Here is an 18,980-nt window from a genome sequence, read left to right on the forward strand (position 1 = left end):
GCCCGCTTCCGCGGCCACCCGGAAGGAGGCCGGCGATTGGGGCTCGCCCGAAACTTCCGCGAGGCCGGGCGATGGCGACCTGCCGTTCATGCGCCCGCCGCCTGCCTTAGTCCCGGCTACAGGATGAAATCGCTCTTGGTGAAGTCGATGGTGGCGTCGAGCCGGAGGGAGAATTCGGTCTTCCGGTCGCCGTCCACGTCGCCACGGAGGTAGGTGTCGCCCTTCTGGTTGACATAGCGCAGTTCACCCGCCTTGCCGCTGAAGGCCTTCTCGCCGATGAAGGTGAAGGCCTGATCGCCCGAACTGTTGCTGCGGGCGTCGATCCTGGAAAGATCGATCCGGTCTCCGGCGCCGCGTGAAAAATCGTAGATCGTGTCGGGGTTGTTCGCCGTGCTGTCCGAGACCTTCTTGAAGATGAACCGGTCCGCGCCGGATCCGCCATAGAGCTTGTCGGCCCCGGAGCCGCCGGTGAGGCGATCGTTGCCGGCGCCGCCGCTGAGCGTGTTCGCCCCCGAATTGCCCTCCAGCCGGTCGGCGAAGGACGAGCCGCGCAGGCTTTCGATGGAGGAGTATGTGTCGCCTTTTGCGTCCCCCGTGTTGGAGGAACGGTTGGCGAGGCTGGCGACGACGCCCTTTTGCGCGCCTTCATAGGACGCCGTGTCGCGACCGGAACCACCCCTGAGCTGGTCGGCGCCTGCGCCGCCGATCAGGACGTCGTTGCCGTCCTTGCCGGACAGCCGGTTGGCAAGGGCGTTGCCTTCCAGCCTGTCGGAATGGTCGGAGCCGGTCAGCCGCTCGATCGAGGAATAGGTGTCGCCCTTTGCCTCGCCGGTGTTGGAGGACGGCCGCTGCAGGCTCGCGGTAACGCCCTTGGACGCATCGGCATAGGAGGCCGTGTCCGTCCCGCTGCCGCCAGCCAGCCTGTCGGCACCGACCCCGCCCTCCAGCGTGTCCTGCCCCGACCCGCCGCGCAGGACATTGTTGGCCGCGTTGCCGGTGATCTTGTTGGCAGCGCCGTTTCCGCTGCCGTGGATGGCGGTCGTGCCCAGCAGTTCGAGGTTCTCGATATTCGCCCCGAGCTTCCAGTCGATACTGGAGCGAACGGTATCGGTGCCCCCGCGGGCCAGCTCTATCGTCTGGTCCCCAGCGGAGTTGACGATGTAGATATCGTTGCCCGATCCGCCCTGCATGATGTCGTCGCCACCGCGGCCGTTGAGCGTGTTGTCCGCACTGTTGCCGTCCAGGCGGTCGTTGGCGCTTCCGCCGACCGCAGCCTCGATCACGACACCCGGCCCGATGGTGACGGAGTTCCTCATTTCCCCGGCGCCGGCGATGTTCTCGCTGAGCGTGCTGAATTCACCGGGCGTCAGCCTTATCCAGGCGAATTTCGATCCGTTGTAGACGATCTTGTCGTATCCGCCGGAATCGTCGATCGTCTCGAAATACTTCTTTCCTTCGTCGTAGGAATAGGTCGTGTTCCCTTTGTTGACCTTTCTCGCTCCATAAAGCTCCTTGATGGAGAGAAGGTCGAAATACATCGGCGTCGTCGGGAAGAATTGAAGAAGGCTGCCGGTGACGCCGGGAAGGTTCTTGTTGTAGCTCATGACGGTGTGCATGATGCTGTCGTACTGGCTTGGCATGCGGGTCCCCTCATGGGGATGCTTGAGGCCAAGCGCATGGCCTATCTCGTGCAACATCACGAAATAGACCTCCGATCCCTTCATGAGGGACCGGTCGTGCGGCACATACAAGCCGGTTGCCGTGTCTATGAAGAGGTGTTCGTCGTACCAGATGTCGCCCGCATTGGGGCTGTTGTTCGGAAAGAACGCCAGGCCGTCCACATGCGTGCCGCTCGCGTCGCGCAGATTGTTGATCTCCGAAAACCGCAACTCGCCCACCCGGCTCGGAGTGTCCACGACCTTTTTGAAAGTCACGTTTGCGGACTTGGACCACGCCTTGAGGGCCTCGTTGTTCCACTCCCGTATCCACGGGTCGGCGGAGGCAGCACCCCCGTTGAGGCTGTCGGCACGGCTGGTGTCGATGAAGCCCGGGTAGGAATTGGACCAGTACCCGTCGAGATAGGTGGGATCCGACGGATTTCCTTCGTAGTAGCTGTAGGTGAGGGTCACGCCCGAACCGAGCGCGCCACCCCATTTTGAGCCGGAGAGCAGGTATTTGGCAGCACCGGTCGAAGCGGCATCGAAGAACCTGGCCGAAACCGAATTCGAGTTTGGTGTTGCCATGGAGCCTGACCCCTCGCGATGTATCGGTGATTGAACGCCTGCACGCTAATGCACACGCTAGTTGATCGCGAGGTCGAATGCTACCCGAACAAGGATGCGGCCCGACTTGAGCACCCGCTGGTGCAGACGTGCAACACCACAACTCGGGCTTGCCCCGCCGCCCCCCCGGCCGCCTCACGTCCCGCAGAAGGTCTGCAACACCTCCTCGCCGGGCTTCGGAGGCGCGGCGAAGGCGGCGAGCGCCGACCGGTCCTCGTAGGGGCGGGCCAGCACGTCGTTCATCGCCGCAAACAGCGAGAAGTCCTGTTCCTCGACGGCGGCGGCGATCGCCTCTTCGATGCGGTGGTTGCGGGGGATGAAGGCGGGATTGACGGCGCGCATCGCGGCGGCGCGTTCGGCCGCGGGCCGGGCATCGCGCCCAAGCCGGGCGCGCCAGCGGATAAGGAAGGGCGCTGCCGCCTCGGGATCGGCCAGAAGGGCGGCGAAGGCGGGATCGGCGGCCTCGCCGGCGGCTGCGTCCGAGAGCCTGCGGAAGGAGAGCGTGAAATCGGCCTTCTGCCCGGCCATCAGCGCCAGGAAGGCGCGGACGAGTTCGGTGTCCTCGTCGTCTCCAGCTTCGCCACTGCCTTCGCCTGCCGTCCCGCCGAGCCCCAGCTTGGCGCGGATCACGCCGTCCCATTCCGCCTGGAAGCGCTGCATGTAGCGGTCGACCGCATCGTTGGCGAGGTCCACCGCCTCGCCGGGCGTCTCGTGCAGGAGCGCAAGCAGCGTCTCGGCGAAGCGGGCGATGTTCCACTGGCCGATCATCGGCTGGTTGCCATAGGCATAGCGCCCGGTCTGGTCGATCGAGGAGAACACCGTGCGCGGATCGTAATTGTCCATGAAGGCGCAGGGGCCGTAATCGATCGTCTCGCCGGACACGGCCATGTTGTCGGTGTTCATGACGCCATGAATGAAGCCGACGCCGAGCCAGCGGGCGATCAGCGCCGCCTGCCGCGCCGCCACCGCGTCGAGCAGCTTCAGGTAGCGGCCATCCGCGTCCTTCAGTTCCGGATAATGCCGGTCGATCACGTGGTCGGCGAGGATGCGGATGCTGTCGGTGTCGCCGCGCGCGGCGAAGAACTGGAAGGTGCCGACGCGGATATGGCTCGCGGCGACACGGGTGACGATCGCGCCGGGCAGGACCCGCTCGCGGTAGACCGGCTGCCCGGTGGTCACCGCCGCCAAGGCCCGGGTGGTCGGAATGCCGAGGGCCGCCATCGCCTCGCTGACGATGTATTCGCGGAGCACCGGGCCGAGCGCCGCCCGCCCGTCGCCGCGCCGCGAAAACGGGGTCGGGCCCGATCCCTTCAGCTGGATGTCGCGCCGCGCCCCGCCCGGGCGCACGACTTCGCCGAGCAGGATCGCTCGCCCGTCACCGAGCTGCGGCACGAACTGGCCGAACTGGTGGCCGGCATAGGCCATCGCGATCGGCTCGGAGCCGGGCAGGATGCGGTTGCCGGAAAAGACCGCCGCCCCGTCCGCCTCCAGCGCGTCCGCGTCGAGGCCCATATCTTCCGCGAGTGCGCGGTTGAACTTGATGAGCTTCGGCGCCGCCACCGACGTCGGCTCGACGCGCGCAAAGAAGCCCTGCGGCAGCCGCGCGTAGGAATTGTCGAACGCGATTGGCCCCGCATCGATCCGCTTTTCTCGGCTCGCCGTCTCGGACATGGCCCGCTCGCTTTCCCTGATTGTGGTGTCTCCAGCCTATTAGATAGGAACGCGCGAGGCGAGCGAAAGTCCGTTGGAAGCCGGCCAGCGGTCGATCGGCAAGCGCCCAACTTGGCCCGGACGCCAAACAGAGCCGTCATACCGGCCCCCGAGCCGGTATCCAGCCGCGCAAGTCCTTGCGCCAAAAGAGCATGTCCCGCGCCGCGGACGCGGCGCCTTTGGACCACGGAACCGGGGAGACGGCGGGAATGCGGAATCCCCCGCAAGAAAACGGCCCGCCTTTCGGCGGGCCGCTGGCTTTCGTGGACTGCCGGGTTCCGGGCTACCGGCCGTGGCGGCGGTTGCGGCCGGTACCGCTCGGGTTCCGGAACTCGGAGCGCCGGGCGATGTGGCCGTCGAGGCCCTCCGATCCGGCAAGGTCGATCGGGCCGCAGCCCCAGTCGTAGTTGGGCCGCCCGAGCCAGCCGGAAAACAGCCGCCCGAACAGGCCGGTGCCGTGCCGCTTGCCGGCGGCGTGTCTATGGCCTTTGCTCTGATGCTCCTTCGTCGACATGACGATGTCTCCTCAAGATCTTCTCCTCAGGCGCTCATGGCCGGCTGCGACATGCAGGCCCGGCAGATGGCGCCGATATGGCGATGGTCGGTGCCACAGCAGCCGCCGAGAAGGCGCAATTGCGGCATCCGGCCGACGAAGGCGCGGTAGCGCCGGCCGAAGTCTTCGGGGTCGCCGGCGTCCAGCGTCTCGCTCTCGTCGAGCTCCTGGTGGCTCAGCGCCGAGGCGTTGGCGCGGATGCCGCCGACCCGCCTGATCCAGCCGCTGCCGTGATCGAGCGCATCCTCGAAGTGGCTCGGATGCGCGCAGTTGACCATGTAGAACAGCGGATAGCTGCCGGTGGCGGCGTCCACCGCCTCGATCGCCTCCTGCAGGGTCCTGCCGGTGACGATCCTGCCGTCCGTCTCGACGGTGAAGGCGATCACGCAGGGGATCGCGGCCTTCCGGGCCGCCCTTGCCACGCCGATCGCCTCGTCGATGTTGGTGAGCGTCACCGCGCTGACCATGTCGGCCTCGGTGGCGGCGAAGGTCTCGACCTGCGGCCGGTGATAGGCCTCGGCCTCGTCGGCGCTCATGGTGCCGGCCTTGTAGCCGTCGCCGCGCGGGCCGATGGCGCCGTTCAGGACGATCGGCTGGCCGGGACGCTCGTAAAGCTTGCGAAGCTGGACGAGCATGCCGATCGCCTCTTCGTTCACGGCCTTCAGTGCGTCTGCGTCGTAGCCGAGCTTGTCCGCCCAGTCCGGGCTTGCCCGCCAGGTCGGCGTGTCGAGCACGAAGCCGACGCCGGCGCTGCGGGCCAGCTCGAGATAGCGGATGTAGTAGTCCTTCAGCTTACGCCGCCCTTCGGGGCTGGCCATCAGCACGAAAGAGGCGAAATGCGGCAGATCCACGCCCTCGTGGAAGATCAGCGTCGTCTCCATGCCGCCATCGGTGAGAAACCGTTCTCCCCGCGTCAGCGGCAGGCCATGTCTGTACTTTGCCATAACTTTCTCCACTCGTTACACTTCCGTCCCGGAAAAGCCTGGAGCGGGCGCGGTCTTGCGAACGCGCCAAATGAGAGCCATGTCATCAGCAGTGTTTTGGTTATCCCTCAATGCGATTTCGTCTTGAGGATTTTTCCCACATTTTCCGAAACGCGTGTGGATTTTTGCCTGTTTTCCGCCCGTAAAACTAGGCGTCTCGTGGTCAAGCTCCAGCAGGAAGAGCTCATATGAGCGATTAATCAATTGCTTGGAGGCCGCTTTCACGTCAATGTTAACGCTAGTGGCGGGGCGTGAAGGGCAAAAACTGTACCGGCGGTACAGGAGGCTGCGCATGCGCAAGGGCGACGAGACGCGCGCACGAATACTGCAGGTGGCAGAGGCCGCCGTGCTCGCCAAGGGCTTCGGTGCGACCTCGATCGAGGAACTGATCACCGAGACCGGCATCACCAAGAGCGGGTTCTTCTATCACTTCCACGACAAGAACGAGCTCGCCAGGGCGCTGCTGGAGCGCTACCTGGAAAACGACAACCGCATCTACGACGAGATCTTCGGCCGCGCCCGCGAACTTGCGGACGATCCGCTGCAGGCGTTCCTGCTCGGCCTGAAGCTTTTGTCCGAGCAACTCGCCGACCTGCCGAACGGCCACCCCGGCTGCCTCGTCGCCGTCATGTGCGTGCACGAACGCGCCTTCGACCGCGGCATCCAGGAGATCAACCGCCAGGCGGCGCTGGCATGGCGCCGCCGGTTCCGGGCGATGTTTGCCGAGATCATGGAGGTCTACGAGCCGCGCGAGCCCCTCGACCCCGACCAGCTCGCCGATATGGTCTCCACCGTGCTCGAAGGCGGCATCGTCATGTCCAAGGCGCTGCGCGAGCCCAGGAGCCTGCCCGACCAGCTGCTCGTCCTGCGTTCCTTCGTCAGGATGCTGTTTCGCGGCGGCATCGAACGGCGGGCGGCCGCGGCGTCCTGAGCGGGCGGGCCGCGGCAGGGGAGCGCTACGCCACGAGCATCAGGCAGCCGAGCCCCTGGCCGAAGGCGGCCAGCCGGCGGAGGCGGTAGGAGACTGCCTCGGCGGCGCGCTTCAGCGCCGGCCGCAGCGTCGGCAGCCAGCCCCGGGCATAGAGCCGCCCGCGCCAGGTGCGGGCGATCGTATAGGTGCCGAGCCCGACGATGCGGTTGCTCCAGCTGTCCTTGTAGGCGGTCGGGTTGGCGAGCAGGTCGTAGGTCGAAACGCCGTTGTCGATCAGCCAGCAGACGGTCATCTCCATCTGCACCTTGCCGGGCGAGGCGTCGCGCAGGTCCCAGTCGAAGGCGCCGAGATAGCAATAATAGTGGCCGGCGTGCAGAAAGCCCAGTTCGATCGCCGCGATCCGCTCGCCCGCTTCCAGCACGAACAGGCAGGCGCCCTCGCGGCGGCCCCGGTCGCCCTGCAGCCCGGCGAGGAAGCCGGCGAAGCCCGGCTGCGACAGGCCGATGCCGAGCCGTCCCGTCTCGGCCAGCCAGCGCCGCTTCATCGCCAGCGCCTGCCGGACGGTCGGCGCAAACGCCGGCTCGTCCGGCCACAGCACCGAAAACCGCAACGCCCCGTGGCGGGCGAGATGGTTGCGCCGGCGGTTGCGGTTGCGCCGCTGCAGCTTGCCGAGCCCGGCGAGATAGGCGTCCGAGGAGGAAAATCCGGTCAGGTCGAGCAGGGAAGCGGCGTTGCGCACGGTCGCGGCCGGGGCGGCCCGCGACAGCATCGCCGCCAGCGCCGAACCGTCCGGAACCGCCTCGAACAGCGCGACGTCGAAGCCGCCCGATGCGGTCAGTGAAGAGAGCAGCCTGTCTGCGATCTCCGCCGTCCGGTCGGAAAATTCCGGGTCGAGGATGAGCGTGCTGTACTGGCTGTGCGTGCCGCCGAGCGTCTCGATGCGGCGCAGCGTCCCGCGCAGGCCGCCCACCATCAGAGGCCACACGGCGACCAGCCGGTCGCCCGCCCGGACAGTGGCGACGAAGGGCCGGGGGGTGCCGCTGCCGCCGCCGCCGGCAAAGCATTCCGCCCAGGCCCGGCACCACAGGTAGCTCTGGAAGAACGACAGCCCGCCGTCGCAGCGCCGCTCCAGCGCCCGCCATTCGTCCGCGATCGCCTCCATGCCGGCGATGTCCGTCAGGACGCGGACTGATATAGCGTCTAAGCGCCTTCGTCTTGCTTCTCTGCTCCCTGCCATGCCACCTGATTGCCTCGCTTGCCCGGGCGCAAGCTAGGCGCAAACGATGAACAAATGCTTGGGGAGCGCCGTGGAAGGCTTACGTGTCGTTGTCAAAAGTAGGCTAACGGAGTTCACCATAGTCATCGAAGTGGTGACGGTTTAACGCATAGAGTTGATTAAACAGTCCTTCGGCTCCCAAAGCTTTTGAAGCAATTGCAAAGTGCATAACAGTACGCTGAAGATATTGAGAATACTGATTAATTAAGTCGACTAGCGGCTTGTCGCCTTCCTGTAAATGGATGTGAAAGGAGCGTCCGTCATAGACGTCCATCGTGTGCGCGCCGGCCCCATGCACATAACCGGAAAATGTGGTCTCTATTGTGCGAGTTACCTCTACGGCTTGATTGACGTCAGCCGTCGACGAGAATGTGCGTGCAACATACGCCCTGACTTGCCGACGACTAACGCGATCTCGCTTTTGTGACGAGTTTATCGGATCAGGAGTATCAAATTCCTCCTGAAAGAATTCGTCCAAATAACGAGAATGGCTATTCTCGGGTTCATGTCGGAATATCAAGGGACCAGCCAAAAATAAAATGTCCGATCCTACCTCGTCACTCACTCTCATCAGGGCGCCGGCATCTAGTGCAAGACCTTCATCTAGCAGCGACTTTATTGCGATGAGTGCGCTCAAGGCTCGCGTACACTTCAGCACGATTGCTTGTTGAGGCAGCTTCTCGCGATAGCGATATGCGTTGCCCGTCGCTATCCTAGTTTGTTGCGGCGGTGGAACGGAAGCACTGAGATGCGCCAACGCCCTTTGGAGCGAGAGTATGACGTCGGTATAGACCCCTGCATAGGAAGCCATCGTGTACTGATATTTGTGATCAGTCACGAACGACCCTCACATCTTCCCCGCCACCTTGATCGCAAACGCGTATTCGAAGGCGATTTCCTCCAGGCGCTGGAAGCGGCCGGAGGCACCGCCGTGGCCGGCGCCCATGTTGGTGCGCAAGAGGATCGGCTGATTGCCGGTCGCCTTCTCGCGCAGCTTCGCCACCCACTTGGTCGGCTCCCAGTAGGTCACCCGCGGATCGGTCAGGCCGGACAGCGCCAGGATCGGCGGATAGGCCTTGGCCTCGACGTTGTCATAGGGCGAATAGGACGCCATCAGCCGGTAGAAGTCGGCGCTCTCGATGGGGTTGCCCCATTCGGCCCATTCCGGCGGCGTCAGCGGCAGGGTGTCGTCGAGCATGGTGTTGAGCACGTCGACGAAGGGCACGGCGGCGATGATGCCGCCGAACTTTTCCGGCGCCATGTTGGCGATCGCCCCCATCAGCATGCCGCCGGCCGAGCCGCCTTCTGCGACGATCTTCGCGTAGGAGGTGAACTTCTCCCGATTCAGAAAATCCGCCGCTGCGATGAAGTCCTTGAAGGTATTGGTCTTCTTCTCCATCTTGCCGTCTTCGTACCAGGCATATCCCTTCTCCTTGCCGCCGCGGATATGGGCGATGGCATAGACGAAGCCGCGGTCGGCAAGGGACAGGCAGTTGGTGTTGAAGCCGGCGGGAATGGAGATGCCGTAGGCGCCGTAGCCGTAGAGCAGGCAGGGCGCCGTGCCGTCGAGCGGCGTATCCTTGCGGTAGAGCAGGGTGACCGGCACCCGCTCGCCGTCCCAGGCGGGCGCGAAGACGCGGCGGGTGACGTAGTCGTCGATCACGTGGCCCGACGGCACCTCCTGCGTCTTCAAAAGCGTGCGCTTGCGCGTCGCCATGTCGTAGTCGAACAGTTGCGAGGGCGTCGTCATCGAGGAATAGGTGAAGCGGATGACATCGGTGTCGTATTCCGCGGCTCCGGAAAGCCCGAGCGAATAGGCTTCCTCGGCAAAGGCGATCTCGTGCTGCTCGCCGCTTTTCCGGTCGCGCACGATGATGCGCGGCAGCCCTTCGTGGCGCTCCAGCCAGACGAGGTGGCGGGCAAAGGCGAGGTGGTTGAGGATCAGCGTGCCCGGCCGGTGCGGCACCACTTCCTTCCAGTTCTCGCGGCCCGGCGCATTCACCGGCGCCTCCATGATCTTGAAGTCCTTGGCGCCGTCGGCATTGGTGAGGATATAGAAGACGTCGCCGCCCTCCGTCATCGAATATTCGAGCCCCGTCTGGCGCGGCGCGACGATCGCCGGTTCGGCCAAAAGGTCCTTGGTCGAAAGCAGCCGGTATTCGCTGGTCTCGTGGTCGTGGATGTCGATATAGATGACGTCGTCGAGCAGCGAGCCGCCGACCGACAGGAAGAAGCCCGGATCCTTCTCCTCGTAGACGAGCCGGTCCTGCGCCTGCTGCTCGCCGAGGATGTGGTGGAAGATCTTCGACGGCCGGTGGTTCTCGTCCTGCAGCGTGTAGAAGAAGCTCTTGCCGTCCGGCGCCCAGACGCCGCCGCCGCCGGTGTTCTCGATCAGGTCCTCGCGGTCCTGGAGCGTCGCAAGATCGCGCACCCTCAGCGTGAAATATTCCGAGCCCTTGTCGTCATAGCCCCAGATGCCGAGCGTGTGGTCGGTGCTGTGGTCGATGCCGGAAAGCCGGAAATAGCCCTTGCCCTCGGCTTCCTTGTCGCCGTCGAGCAAAAGCGTCTGCTCGCCGCCGTCGCGCGGGGTGCGGAAGTAGCGCGGCTGCTCGCCGCCGGTGACGTAGGACGTGCCGTAGGCGAAGGGGCCGTCCTTCACCGGCACCGAGCTGTCGTCCTCCTTGATCCGCCCGCGCATCTCCGAAAAGAGCTTCTTCTGCAGGCCCTTCGTGTCCTCCATCGCCGCTTCCATATAGGCGTTCTCCGCCTCCAGATGAGCGCGGATCTCCGGGTCGAGGATCGAGGTGTCCTTGAACATCGCCTGCCAGTTGTCGGCGCGGAACCAGGCGTAGTCGTCGGTCCGGGTGATGCCGTGGCGCGTGTCCTGCACCGGCTTCTTCGTGGCGATCGGGGCTGCGGGCAGGGACTTGAAGGCGGACAAGGCGGTACTCCGGATGGGGCCGGTGGATCGATAGGGATCCGCTGCGGCGGGAACGACAGAGATAGAGAGCGCGCGCCCGCGCATCAAGTCGCTTTGGCCGCCGACGACAGCAGCCGGCCGCCGCCGCGACGGCTCCTCCAGTGCCGCCGCCATTGCCGCCAGCCGGTTTGCGAGCGTTTCCGTCCTTCTCTTCCGTCATGCCGGACTTGATCCGGCATCCAGCGGCGCCGCGTCCGCGGTGCGGAGAATGCTCTTTTCGCGCAAGGACTTGCGCGGGCTGGATACCGGCTCGGAGGCCGGCATGACGGAGGTAGAGGAGGCCGGCCGCAGGTGTCCGGTGCTGCTTCAGGCCCCGGAAGCGCGCCATTCACCGCCGCACGGCGCGGATGTCCATGTCGAACTTGACGACGTTGAGGTAGATCGGCGTGCCGACGTCCATCCGGTAGCGCGAGCGGTAGACGTTGCCGGTGACGTTGAAGGCGATCGTGCTGCCGCTGAGTTGCCGCAGCCGCACGGCGAACTGCTCGCGACGGGTGATGCCGCGGGCAGTCAGCATGCCGTCGACCACCGCCGCGTCCGCGCCGGTCTGGCGCACCGCCGTCGAGCGGAAGGTCACGGTCGGGTAGGCGGCCGCGTCGAAGACGGCGCTGGAGCGCAGGAAGTTCTCGATGCGCGCCTCCGCGGCGGAAACGCTCTGCGGGTAGAGCGTGAACGACACCGTCGAGGCGCCGATCCGGCGGCCGTCGATCCGCACCGCGCCGGAGAATTTCCCGAAGCTGCCGCGGATGCCGCCGCCGCCGATCTGGTCGACGGAGAAGCGGATCTGCGAGGCGCTGCTGATGTCGTAGGTCCCGGCCGCTTCCGAGAGCGCCGGCGTGCGCGCCAGTGCCGGCAGGGGAGAGGCGAATGGGATGCAGAACAGGGCCGCAAGGGCGACCATCGGGCCGGTCCGGTCATTCATCGTCGTGTTCCTCTGCGCGCAGGGCCACGGGTGCCACCGGGCCCGCCTGGATCGTTCGCTGCCGGCCGGCCGAGCATGCGCAGGAGCACGCCGTTGCGGCGGATGAAATGGTGATGGAGGGCGGCCGCGACGTGGAGGGCCGCGAGCGTCAGCAGCAGATAGGCCGACCCCGCATGCACGAGCGACCAGAAGGCCTCGCCGGCCGCGCTGCGCACAAGCGGCAGGGCGGGGACGAGCACGCGGTCGAACAGGAGTGTGGGAATGGCGAGCGTCGAGGTCGAGGCGACCGCCCAGCCGGACAGCGGCACGAACAGACAGAGCAGCGCCAGTACGACATGCGTCGTCCGCGAAGCCTGCCGCTCGAGCGGCCCGAGATCGGCCACCGGCTGCGGATGGCGGGCGAACAGCCAGTGGATCTCGCGGAGCGCTGCGAGCGCCAGCACGGTCAGCCCCAGCGACTTGTGCCACTGGTAGAGCGAGAACTGCAGCGCCGGGTCGATCTCCGTCCGGCGCATGACAAAGCCGATGCCGATCAGGGCGAAGATCAGCGCCGCGATCAGCCAGTGCAGGCAGATCGAGAGCGGGCCATAGGGTGTGTCATGGGCCGTGCCGCCCGATGTGGCGTATCCCGCCTGCCGTCGCCCCTGCATGCCGCGACCTCCCGAAACCGACCGGCGCACCGGCCGACGCGCCGGAAGCCGCCGACAAAGGGCGGCCGCCGCATTGTACCCGATCCGTGCCCGCCTGCGCAGATGCCGGCGCGTCTATGTCCTGTTCATTCGTATTCTGCCCGGTGTCCTGACAGACAACCGACGGCCGCCGAATATTCCCGCGCCGGCGCGCCTTGCGGCAGGCACCCGCCCGCACGGCGGAACGACGCATCGCCGCTGCCCGCGACGGCGATGTCGTCATCGCCCGTATCAACCATCCGACCCATTCCGCCGGCGAGGGCGTGGCCAGGGGTGTCCTGGCGCTGAAGGCGAGGGGCGTGCATTTCGTCCGGCTCTCGGATGCCGAGGCGATGGAAGCCCCGCCGGCGCTGTAGGTCCGGCACTGGCCGTCCCGGCCGGCCAGGAAGCGCGGAGCGGTCAGCCGGGAAGCACGGGCTGGATCTTGCGGCCGGGGCGAAGCTCGTCGACGATCGTCATGCCGATGATCGACAGCGGCAGCGCCAGCATCGCGCCGGCGGCCCCCCACATCCAGCTCCAGAACACGATCGCGGTGAAGATGACGAAGGCGTTCACCTCGAACCGTCGCCCCATGATCGCCGGCAGCACGAAGTTCTCGATCACCAGATGAATGGAGACGAAGGCCAGCGCCGGCATAAGGCCGGGCAGCACGGTGTCGTGCGCCAGAAGCCCGCCGGCGGCGAGCGCCAGCGTCATCACGGTCACGCCGAGGAAGGGGACGAAGGAGGAGACGAAGGCGAACAGCCCCCACATCCAGGGAAGGCCGAGGTCGCCGGCAAGGGCGATCAGCGTCGTGATCAGCCCCAGCGCGCCGTAGACCAGCGATGCGGTGGCGAAGTAGTAGCCGAGCGCGCAGTCGATCGCGTTCATCACCCGGATCGTCGTCAGCCGCTGCCGGCGGTGCGGGAAGGCGAGGATCAGCATCCGCCGCAGCTTCACCCGCCCCGACAGGAACAAGACGAGCGCGGCAAAGAAGATCAGCACCTGGATCAGGGCGGGCGTGATCCCGGCCGTGACCATGCCGAGCACGCTTCCGGCCTTGTCGAGCAGCCCGTCCAGCGTCACCGAGCCGGCGGTGAGGCTGCGCGGGTCGAGATGCAGCCATTCCAGCTTGCCCAGGAGCGGCGCGAAGCGCTCGATCGTGGCGTTGACGATGTCCGGCGCTTCGGCGGCAAGCCGCATCAGCGGGCCGGACAGGGCGGCGACGGCGAAGAAGGCGCCGGTGGCGAAGCCGGTCGCCAGCAAAAGCGCGGTCGGCAGCGGCGGAATGCCGAGGTCGTTCAGCTTCTCGGCGGCGACGCCGAGGATGAGGCCGACGACGACCGCCAGCGTCAGCGGAATGAGGATATGCGCCATCAGGTAGATGACGCCGAGCGCCAGGATGACGAAGATACCGATCATCGCCCAGCGCCAGGAGAGCTCCAGCCCGCTGATCGTCGGCGGCGGCCCGTCTTCCGCAGCCCCGTCGATCAGACGCAGCGCAGAGCCGTCTTGTCGCGCGAGCGCGCGTCCTTCTCGCTTGCGCGCAATCTGATGGATGGCTGCCGACGAAATCTTGTGCATGGTGCGGGTCCCCGGATCGCGAAGACAACGCGCAAGAACGCCCGCAGTTCCCTGAAACGCCGGGATGCTGCGGCCGGCCGTCCTGTGTAAAACATGCCAGGTGCGGTTTTGGACTCGTAATCGCCCCATTTCTGTCGCAGGAGCGGCTGTCCCAGCATCGGAGTGAACCAAACGCATGAAGACTGCCATCCCGCTGCTCGTCGGCGTCTGCGCGCTCGCGTCCGCCGCATCCGCAATGGACGCAAGCATCCGGCGCCAGCTGTCCAAGCTCGATCCCCAGACCCGCCTCGAGCAGCGCTGCGACATGGAGGCGATGAACCGGATCCGCAAGGCGAAGGAAGGCTACCAGCCCGACAAGGTGATCGCCTATTCCTTCGGCGATCCGACGACCTCCGGCAACATGCTCAAGACCAAGGGCGCCGTCTTCCGCAGCAAGGGCGAATGGTACCGCCTCGCCTTCCGGTGCGAGACCACGCCGGACCATTTCGACGTCACCGCCTTCAAGTTCAAGATCGGCGAGATGGTGCCGCGCGAGGCCTGGGACGAGCATTACCTCTACGACTGAGACGCCCCCGGCCGGCGCATCGGCCTGAAGCCTTGCCTCAGGCCGACAGGTTGAGGCCGATCCCCCAGGGGTCGACCAGCGAGACGACGCCGCCCTGCCGCGTTGTTGCGATTTCCATCGTCTCGAGCCTGTCGACCGCCTGCTGCAGCCGGCCGGGCTCGGCGAAGCGGATCGTGTAGTCGGCAAGGCCGCTCATCGCCGGCTCGCGCCTGGCCGCCCCGCGCGAATTCCAGACATTGGCCGCGACAAGGTGGTGGTACTTGCCGGAGGCGAAGAAGCTCGCCCCGGGATAGCGCGCCATCAGGTCGAGGCCGAGCACGTCGCGGAAGAAGGCGTCGGCCTGGGGGATGTCCGACACCTGCAGGTGGATGTGGCCCATAGCGGTTTCCTCGGAAAGGCCGCTCCAGGCTTCGTCCTTGGGAGCCTCGTCGTAGAGCCGCTGCAGGTCGAGCGGCAGCGTTGCCATCTCCACCGTGCCGTCTTGCTGGTAGTTCCAGTCCTCGCGGCTGCGGTCGCGATAGACCTCGATGCCGTTGCCTTCCGGATCGTCCAGGTAGATCGCCTCGCTGACCAGGTGGTCGGAGGCGCCTGTCAGGTGCACGCCGCCATGGGCGGCATGGGCGAGCCAGCGCGAAAGTTCCTTGCGGTCCGGTACCAGGAAGGCGTTGTGGAACAGCCCCGGCGCGCGGCGCGAGGCGCGGGCGGCCTTGCCGTCGGTGGACAGCGTCAGGAGCGGCCGGCCGCCGACGCCCAGCGTCAGGCCCGAAGGTGAACGCTCCAGCACCGAAAGGCCCATGATCTTCTGGTACCAGTCCGCCACCATCGGCAGGTCCATGACGACGAGGTGCGCATGGTCGACATGGGCCGGCATGTTGACGGCATGGTTGGGCGAGGCGAGCGCCGTCTGTTCGGTCATGAACCTTACTCCGCTGTGATTTCCATCGTGCCGGTCCGAGAGCTTCGGACCGGTTTCGGGCTTCGGTTTTCGGTAAAACCGATCTGTCGTGAATATGGCTGCGGGCGGTCGTTCGGAATAGGTGGTGATCTGGCGAAATATTGTCAACATGGAGTTGACGGTGGGGCCGCGCCGGTTCGGTAACCGCATGCCGGCGGCCGGTTTGGCGCGGTCCTTCAGTTTTGGCTTGATCCTCGTCAATGTCGCGTGCAGTCTCGGCATGCGACGTTTGCTCCGTGATAAGGAGAAAAGGGAGCCGGGCATGTACAAGAAGATCATCGTTCCCGTTGCAATGGACCAGATGGAGCGCGGCGAGCAGATCCTGAAAAGGGCCGTCGGGCTCCTGTCGGAAGGCGGCGAGGTCGTCCTGGTCAACGTCATCGAGATCGCCACGAGCTACATCTCGATCGAGTTTCCCGCCGGCATGGTCGAAATGGAACTCAAGCAGGCCGAGGAGCGCCTCGCCCGCCTGCGCGACAAGCTCGGCCTGAAGGCGACGATCGACATCCGCTACGGCGCCAGTGCCCGCGAAATTCTCGCCGCCGCGCAGGAACATGGCGGCGATCTCATCATTGTTGCCTCGCATCGCCCGGGGCTGGCAAACTACCTGCTGGGCTCGACTGCGGACCGGGTCGTACGCCATGCGCCGATCTCGGTTCTCGTCGATCGCTGACGCCCCGACCGCCGGCCCGTGACGGGGCGGCAATGGGAGGTGGGACGCAGGCTCCTCCCATGTCGTGCAGTCGCGTTGCCGCCGCGCCGGGGCGGGCATCCCCGCCGTCTTCGACGGACGGGTATTTTCTGGAAAGGACAGCCGATGCTGGATACCGCACAATTCAAGGACAGGCTTCTCGGCCGCAAGCACGAACTCTATCGCCGCCTGCACAAGATCGAAGGCGACCTGGAGGCGACGCCCAATCCGGACGCCGAGGAGCGCGCGACCGAGCGCGAGAACGACGAGGTGCTGGAGGAGATCGGCAATACTGGCCTCGGCGAACTCGCCGCCATCGACGCCGCGCTGAACCGCATCGAGGCCGGCACCTTCGGCATCTGCCCCAAATGCGGCAACCCGATCTCGCCGGCGCGGCTCGCAGCCGTCCCGCATGCGGCGCTCTGCGAGGAGTGCATCCACCCGTAGGCTTTTTTCCTCACAAGCATGTCGCGCAAAAGTGTGCAGCAGTTTTGCGGCGACGACATGCGCAATCAAAAAATGCATGTCGCGCAAAAGTGTGCAGCGGTTTTGCGGCGGCGACATGCGCAGGATCAGAAATCCGAAGCGCGGAAGCGACCCTGAAAGATCGCTTTCGCGCTCTAGAGTCCTCGCCAAACCGTTACCGAGGTTACCAAACGTGAAGCCCTGGCGGCTTTCCCGGCGCCTGCCGGCCTTGAAGGCTGCGCCCGCAATTGGCACCATGGGATGCCCGCAACGTCTCGATGGGGCGCTCCCTTCCGGGAGGGGAGTGGGGCAGCATGGCGCCGATGGTCCTGGCTTGCCGGACGCGCCTTCGAAGCCTGACGTCGGCAATGTAGCGCGTGGAACGGGGTCGCATGGAACTCGAAGGCATCCGATGGGACTACGACCGCCATGAACTGATCGCCGACGGCATCGTTCATGGAATCGGCGTCGTGCTTGCCCTCATCGGGGTCACCGCGCTGATCTTCTACGCCACCGTCTGGACCACGAGCGGACAGATCGCCGCCGCCTGGATCTACGGTCTCGGCCTGCTGATGTCGCTCGGCATATCCTTCGCCTACAATCTCTGGCCCGCCTCGAAGGTGAAGTGGATGCTGCGCCGCTTCGACCATTCGGCGATCTTCGTCCTGATCGCGGCCACCTACACGCCGTTTCTGCAGCGCGGGCTGCACGATCCCGTTCTGGCGGGCATGCTGGTCGCCGTCTGGCTGATCGCGGCCGCCGGCGTGGCGCTCAAGTTCCTGCTGCCGGGACGCTACGACCGGCTGGCGATCCTGCTCTATCTCGGCATGGGCTGGAGCGGCGTCATCGCCTCCGGGCCCTTGAGCGCGACTTTGTCGGAAACGACGATCCTGCTGATCCTCGCCGGCGGCATCGTCTATTCGCTCGGCGTCGTCTTCTACATCTGGCAGAGCCTGCGCTTCCAGAGCGCGATCTGGCACGGCTTCGTCGTTGCCGCCGCCGGCATCCACTATTCCGCGGTGATTTCCTGCGTCAGCGCCTGACGGGATCCGGGCGGCCGGCAGGTCTCGCAACACCGTGCTGCGGTTTGCCGGCACGACATGCGCAAGGTCAGGGACCCGGCGAACGGCGCTCGCCCTTGAGCAGGACGACAAGGTAGCGGCAAGGCTGCTTGCCGTCGTTGACGAAGACGCAGTCGACCGGCGCGCCGAGGGTCAGGCAGTCGCCCGCTTCGAGCCGGTGGGTCGTCTCGCCCTCGACGAAGGTCAGCACGCCGCAGCCGACGCGCAGAATCTGGCGCTGGAAGGCGAAGGCCGCGGCGGGATAGGCGACCCGGGCGCCGGGCGGCAGTTCCACCTCGACCAGTTCGGCGGGCGCTGCGACCGGCGAGACCTGGCGGCGGCGGTAGCCGGTTTCCGGGTCGACCCAGACGGGCTGGTCGGCGTGGCGCATCAGGCGCTCGGAACCGGCTTCGGCGCGCGCGATCAGCGTCGAGACGGAAAAGCCGAAGGCGCCGCACAGCCGTCCGAGCAGGGCCGCCGTCGGACTGCTCTCGCCGCGCTCGACCTTGTGGATCATCGCGCGCGAGACGCCGGCGCGTTCGGAAAGTTCGGTCAGCGACCAGCCGCGGCCCTCGCGCTCGGCGCGGACGCGAAGGCCTAGACTCCGGTCGAAATCATCTGCTAAAATGGACATATTGTAACAATAGTGGACAGACGATCATGAGGCAAGCGACGACGGAACAGGCGGCGCTCATCCGCGATGCGCGCGAGGACGACATGGGCGCGGTCATGGAGATCTACAACGACGCCGTCGCCAACACGACCGCCATCTGGAACGACGAACAGGTCGATCTGGAAAACCGGCTCGACTGGTTCCGCACCCGTCGCGCCCGCGGCTTTCCGGTGCTCGTCGCCGAGATCGAGGGCAGGGTGGTCGGATATGCTTCCTACGGCGACTGGCGCGCCTTCGACGGCTACCGCCACACCGCCGAGCATTCGATCTACGTGCACCGGGACGTTCGTGGCAGGGGCGTCGGGCGCACGCTGCTCGAAAGCCTGATCGCCCGGGCGAAGGATGCCGGCATCCACGTCATGATTGCCGGCATCGAGGCGGAGAACGAAGCCTCGATCCGCCTGCACGAAAGCCTCGGCTTCCGCGTCGTCGGCCGGTTCGAGGAGGTCGGCACCAAATTCGGCCGCTGGCTCGACCTGACCTGCATGGAGCTCTGCCTCAGGCGCCAGAAAAACGTTGCCTGACAAGGCCTTGGGCGGATCAGGCGAATCCTTGTCTGATCCGAAGCGAACCCGACCGCTCCGCCAGGGGCAGCGGCGGCGCTGCTGCGCCGCCGAACGGAATCGGATTCTCGGAAGATTCCATCAAGTCATTGCTTAATATTGCTTTTTATTTCGTTCG

General features: G+C 65.9%; 18 protein-coding genes and 1 pseudogene. 7 read left to right on the forward strand and 12 right to left on the reverse strand.

What is annotated here, in order from left to right; all coding sequences use genetic code 11:
- Positions 1-116: 116 nt before the first annotated feature.
- The 4 genes from OCK02_RS05495 to OCK02_RS05510 form a co-directional block, all read right to left on the reverse strand.
- The gene (locus tag OCK02_RS05495) at positions 117-2,243 is read right to left on the reverse strand and encodes a M10 family metallopeptidase C-terminal domain-containing protein (RefSeq protein WP_263811923.1); all 2,127 of its coding nucleotides are present in this window, start codon (positions 2,241-2,243) and stop codon (positions 117-119) included.
- A 174-nt stretch (positions 2,244-2,417) separates the two neighbouring features.
- Positions 2,418-3,953 carry a protein adenylyltransferase SelO gene (locus OCK02_RS05500; RefSeq protein ID WP_263811924.1) on the reverse strand — a complete coding sequence of 512 codons (1,536 nt, stop codon included), beginning with the start codon at positions 3,951-3,953 and terminating at the stop codon, positions 2,418-2,420.
- Positions 3,954-4,275: 322 nt separating this feature from the next.
- Positions 4,276-4,506, reverse strand: a complete 231-nt coding sequence (locus tag OCK02_RS05505) for a hypothetical protein (RefSeq protein WP_230803102.1) — start codon at positions 4,504-4,506, stop codon at positions 4,276-4,278.
- A gap of 26 nt (positions 4,507-4,532) precedes the next feature.
- Positions 4,533-5,489: a homocysteine S-methyltransferase family protein gene (locus tag OCK02_RS05510; protein WP_263811925.1), complete on the reverse strand. Its 957-nt coding sequence runs from the start codon at positions 5,487-5,489 to the stop codon at positions 4,533-4,535.
- Positions 5,490-5,820: 331 nt separating this feature from the next.
- On the opposite strand from OCK02_RS05510, the gene OCK02_RS05515 reads away from it, so the two are divergent.
- Complete coding sequence (locus OCK02_RS05515; protein ID WP_263811926.1) at positions 5,821-6,459, forward strand: TetR/AcrR family transcriptional regulator; 639 nt, start codon at positions 5,821-5,823, stop codon at positions 6,457-6,459.
- Positions 6,460-6,484: 25 nt separating this feature from the next.
- On the opposite strand, the gene OCK02_RS05520 is transcribed toward OCK02_RS05515, so the two are convergent.
- The 5 genes from OCK02_RS05520 to OCK02_RS05540 form a co-directional block, all read right to left on the reverse strand.
- Entirely contained in the window at positions 6,485-7,621 is a 1,137-nt protein-coding gene (locus tag OCK02_RS05520; RefSeq protein ID WP_263811927.1) for a GNAT family N-acetyltransferase, read from the reverse strand.
- Between the two features lie 178 nt (positions 7,622-7,799).
- Complete coding sequence (locus tag OCK02_RS05525) at positions 7,800-8,573, reverse strand: hypothetical protein (protein WP_263811928.1); 774 nt, start codon at positions 8,571-8,573, stop codon at positions 7,800-7,802.
- Between the two features lie 9 nt (positions 8,574-8,582).
- Positions 8,583-10,676 (reverse strand): S9 family peptidase, encoded by a 2,094-nt coding sequence (locus tag OCK02_RS05530; RefSeq protein WP_263811929.1) that lies wholly within the window; start codon positions 10,674-10,676, stop codon positions 8,583-8,585.
- A 367-nt stretch (positions 10,677-11,043) separates the two neighbouring features.
- Positions 11,044-11,637, reverse strand: a complete 594-nt coding sequence (locus OCK02_RS05535) for a YceI family protein (protein WP_412178754.1) — start codon at positions 11,635-11,637, stop codon at positions 11,044-11,046.
- The gene (locus tag OCK02_RS05540) at positions 11,634-12,287 is read right to left on the reverse strand and encodes a cytochrome b (protein WP_263811930.1); all 654 of its coding nucleotides are present in this window, start codon (positions 12,285-12,287) and stop codon (positions 11,634-11,636) included. Before OCK02_RS05540 ends, OCK02_RS05535 begins: the two co-directional genes overlap by 4 nt.
- Positions 12,288-12,493: 206 nt before the next feature.
- Here OCK02_RS05540 and OCK02_RS05545 point away from each other — a divergent pair.
- Positions 12,494-12,682 (forward strand): annotated as a pseudogene (locus OCK02_RS05545) (polysaccharide deacetylase); the annotation flags it as partial.
- A 43-nt stretch (positions 12,683-12,725) separates the two neighbouring features.
- On the opposite strand, the gene OCK02_RS05550 reads toward OCK02_RS05545, so the two are convergent.
- A complete protein-coding gene (locus OCK02_RS05550) occupies positions 12,726-13,889 on the reverse strand; it encodes an AI-2E family transporter (protein WP_263811931.1) in 1,164 nt (387 codons plus the stop codon).
- 175 nt (positions 13,890-14,064) lie between these two features.
- On the opposite strand from OCK02_RS05550, the gene OCK02_RS05555 reads away from it, so the two are divergent.
- Positions 14,065-14,454, forward strand: coding sequence for a DUF930 domain-containing protein (locus tag OCK02_RS05555; protein ID WP_230803109.1), 390 nt, complete (start codon positions 14,065-14,067; stop codon positions 14,452-14,454).
- Positions 14,455-14,491: 37 nt separating this feature from the next.
- Here OCK02_RS05555 and OCK02_RS05560 read toward each other — a convergent pair whose 3' ends face one another.
- Positions 14,492-15,370, reverse strand: coding sequence for a VOC family protein (locus OCK02_RS05560; protein WP_263811932.1), 879 nt, complete (start codon positions 15,368-15,370; stop codon positions 14,492-14,494).
- Between the two features lie 301 nt (positions 15,371-15,671).
- Between OCK02_RS05560 and OCK02_RS05565 the strand changes: the two genes are divergently transcribed.
- From OCK02_RS05565 to trhA, 3 genes are all read left to right on the forward strand, one after another.
- Entirely contained in the window at positions 15,672-16,082 is a 411-nt protein-coding gene (locus tag OCK02_RS05565) for a universal stress protein (protein WP_230803116.1), read from the forward strand.
- A gap of 144 nt (positions 16,083-16,226) precedes the next feature.
- Entirely contained in the window at positions 16,227-16,547 is a 321-nt protein-coding gene (locus OCK02_RS05570) for a TraR/DksA family transcriptional regulator (protein ID WP_230803117.1), read from the forward strand.
- 410 nt (positions 16,548-16,957) lie between these two features.
- The gene (gene trhA, locus OCK02_RS05575; RefSeq protein ID WP_230803119.1) at positions 16,958-17,608 is read left to right on the forward strand and encodes a PAQR family membrane homeostasis protein TrhA; all 651 of its coding nucleotides are present in this window, start codon (positions 16,958-16,960) and stop codon (positions 17,606-17,608) included.
- A gap of 67 nt (positions 17,609-17,675) precedes the next feature.
- Here the strand turns inward: trhA and OCK02_RS05580 are convergent, their stop codons facing one another.
- On the reverse strand, positions 17,676-18,260 hold the full coding sequence (locus OCK02_RS05580) for a helix-turn-helix domain-containing protein (protein ID WP_263811933.1): 585 nt from the start codon (positions 18,258-18,260) through the stop codon (positions 17,676-17,678).
- Positions 18,261-18,286: 26 nt separating this feature from the next.
- On the opposite strand from OCK02_RS05580, the gene OCK02_RS05585 reads away from it, so the two are divergent.
- Positions 18,287-18,823, forward strand: a complete 537-nt coding sequence (locus tag OCK02_RS05585) for a GNAT family N-acetyltransferase (protein WP_263811934.1) — start codon at positions 18,287-18,289, stop codon at positions 18,821-18,823.
- The last annotated feature ends 157 nt before the right edge of the window (positions 18,824-18,980 follow it).

Source organism: Rhizobium sp. TRM96647 (assembly GCF_025780115.1).
GTDB lineage: Bacteria > Pseudomonadota > Alphaproteobacteria > Rhizobiales > Rhizobiaceae > Mycoplana.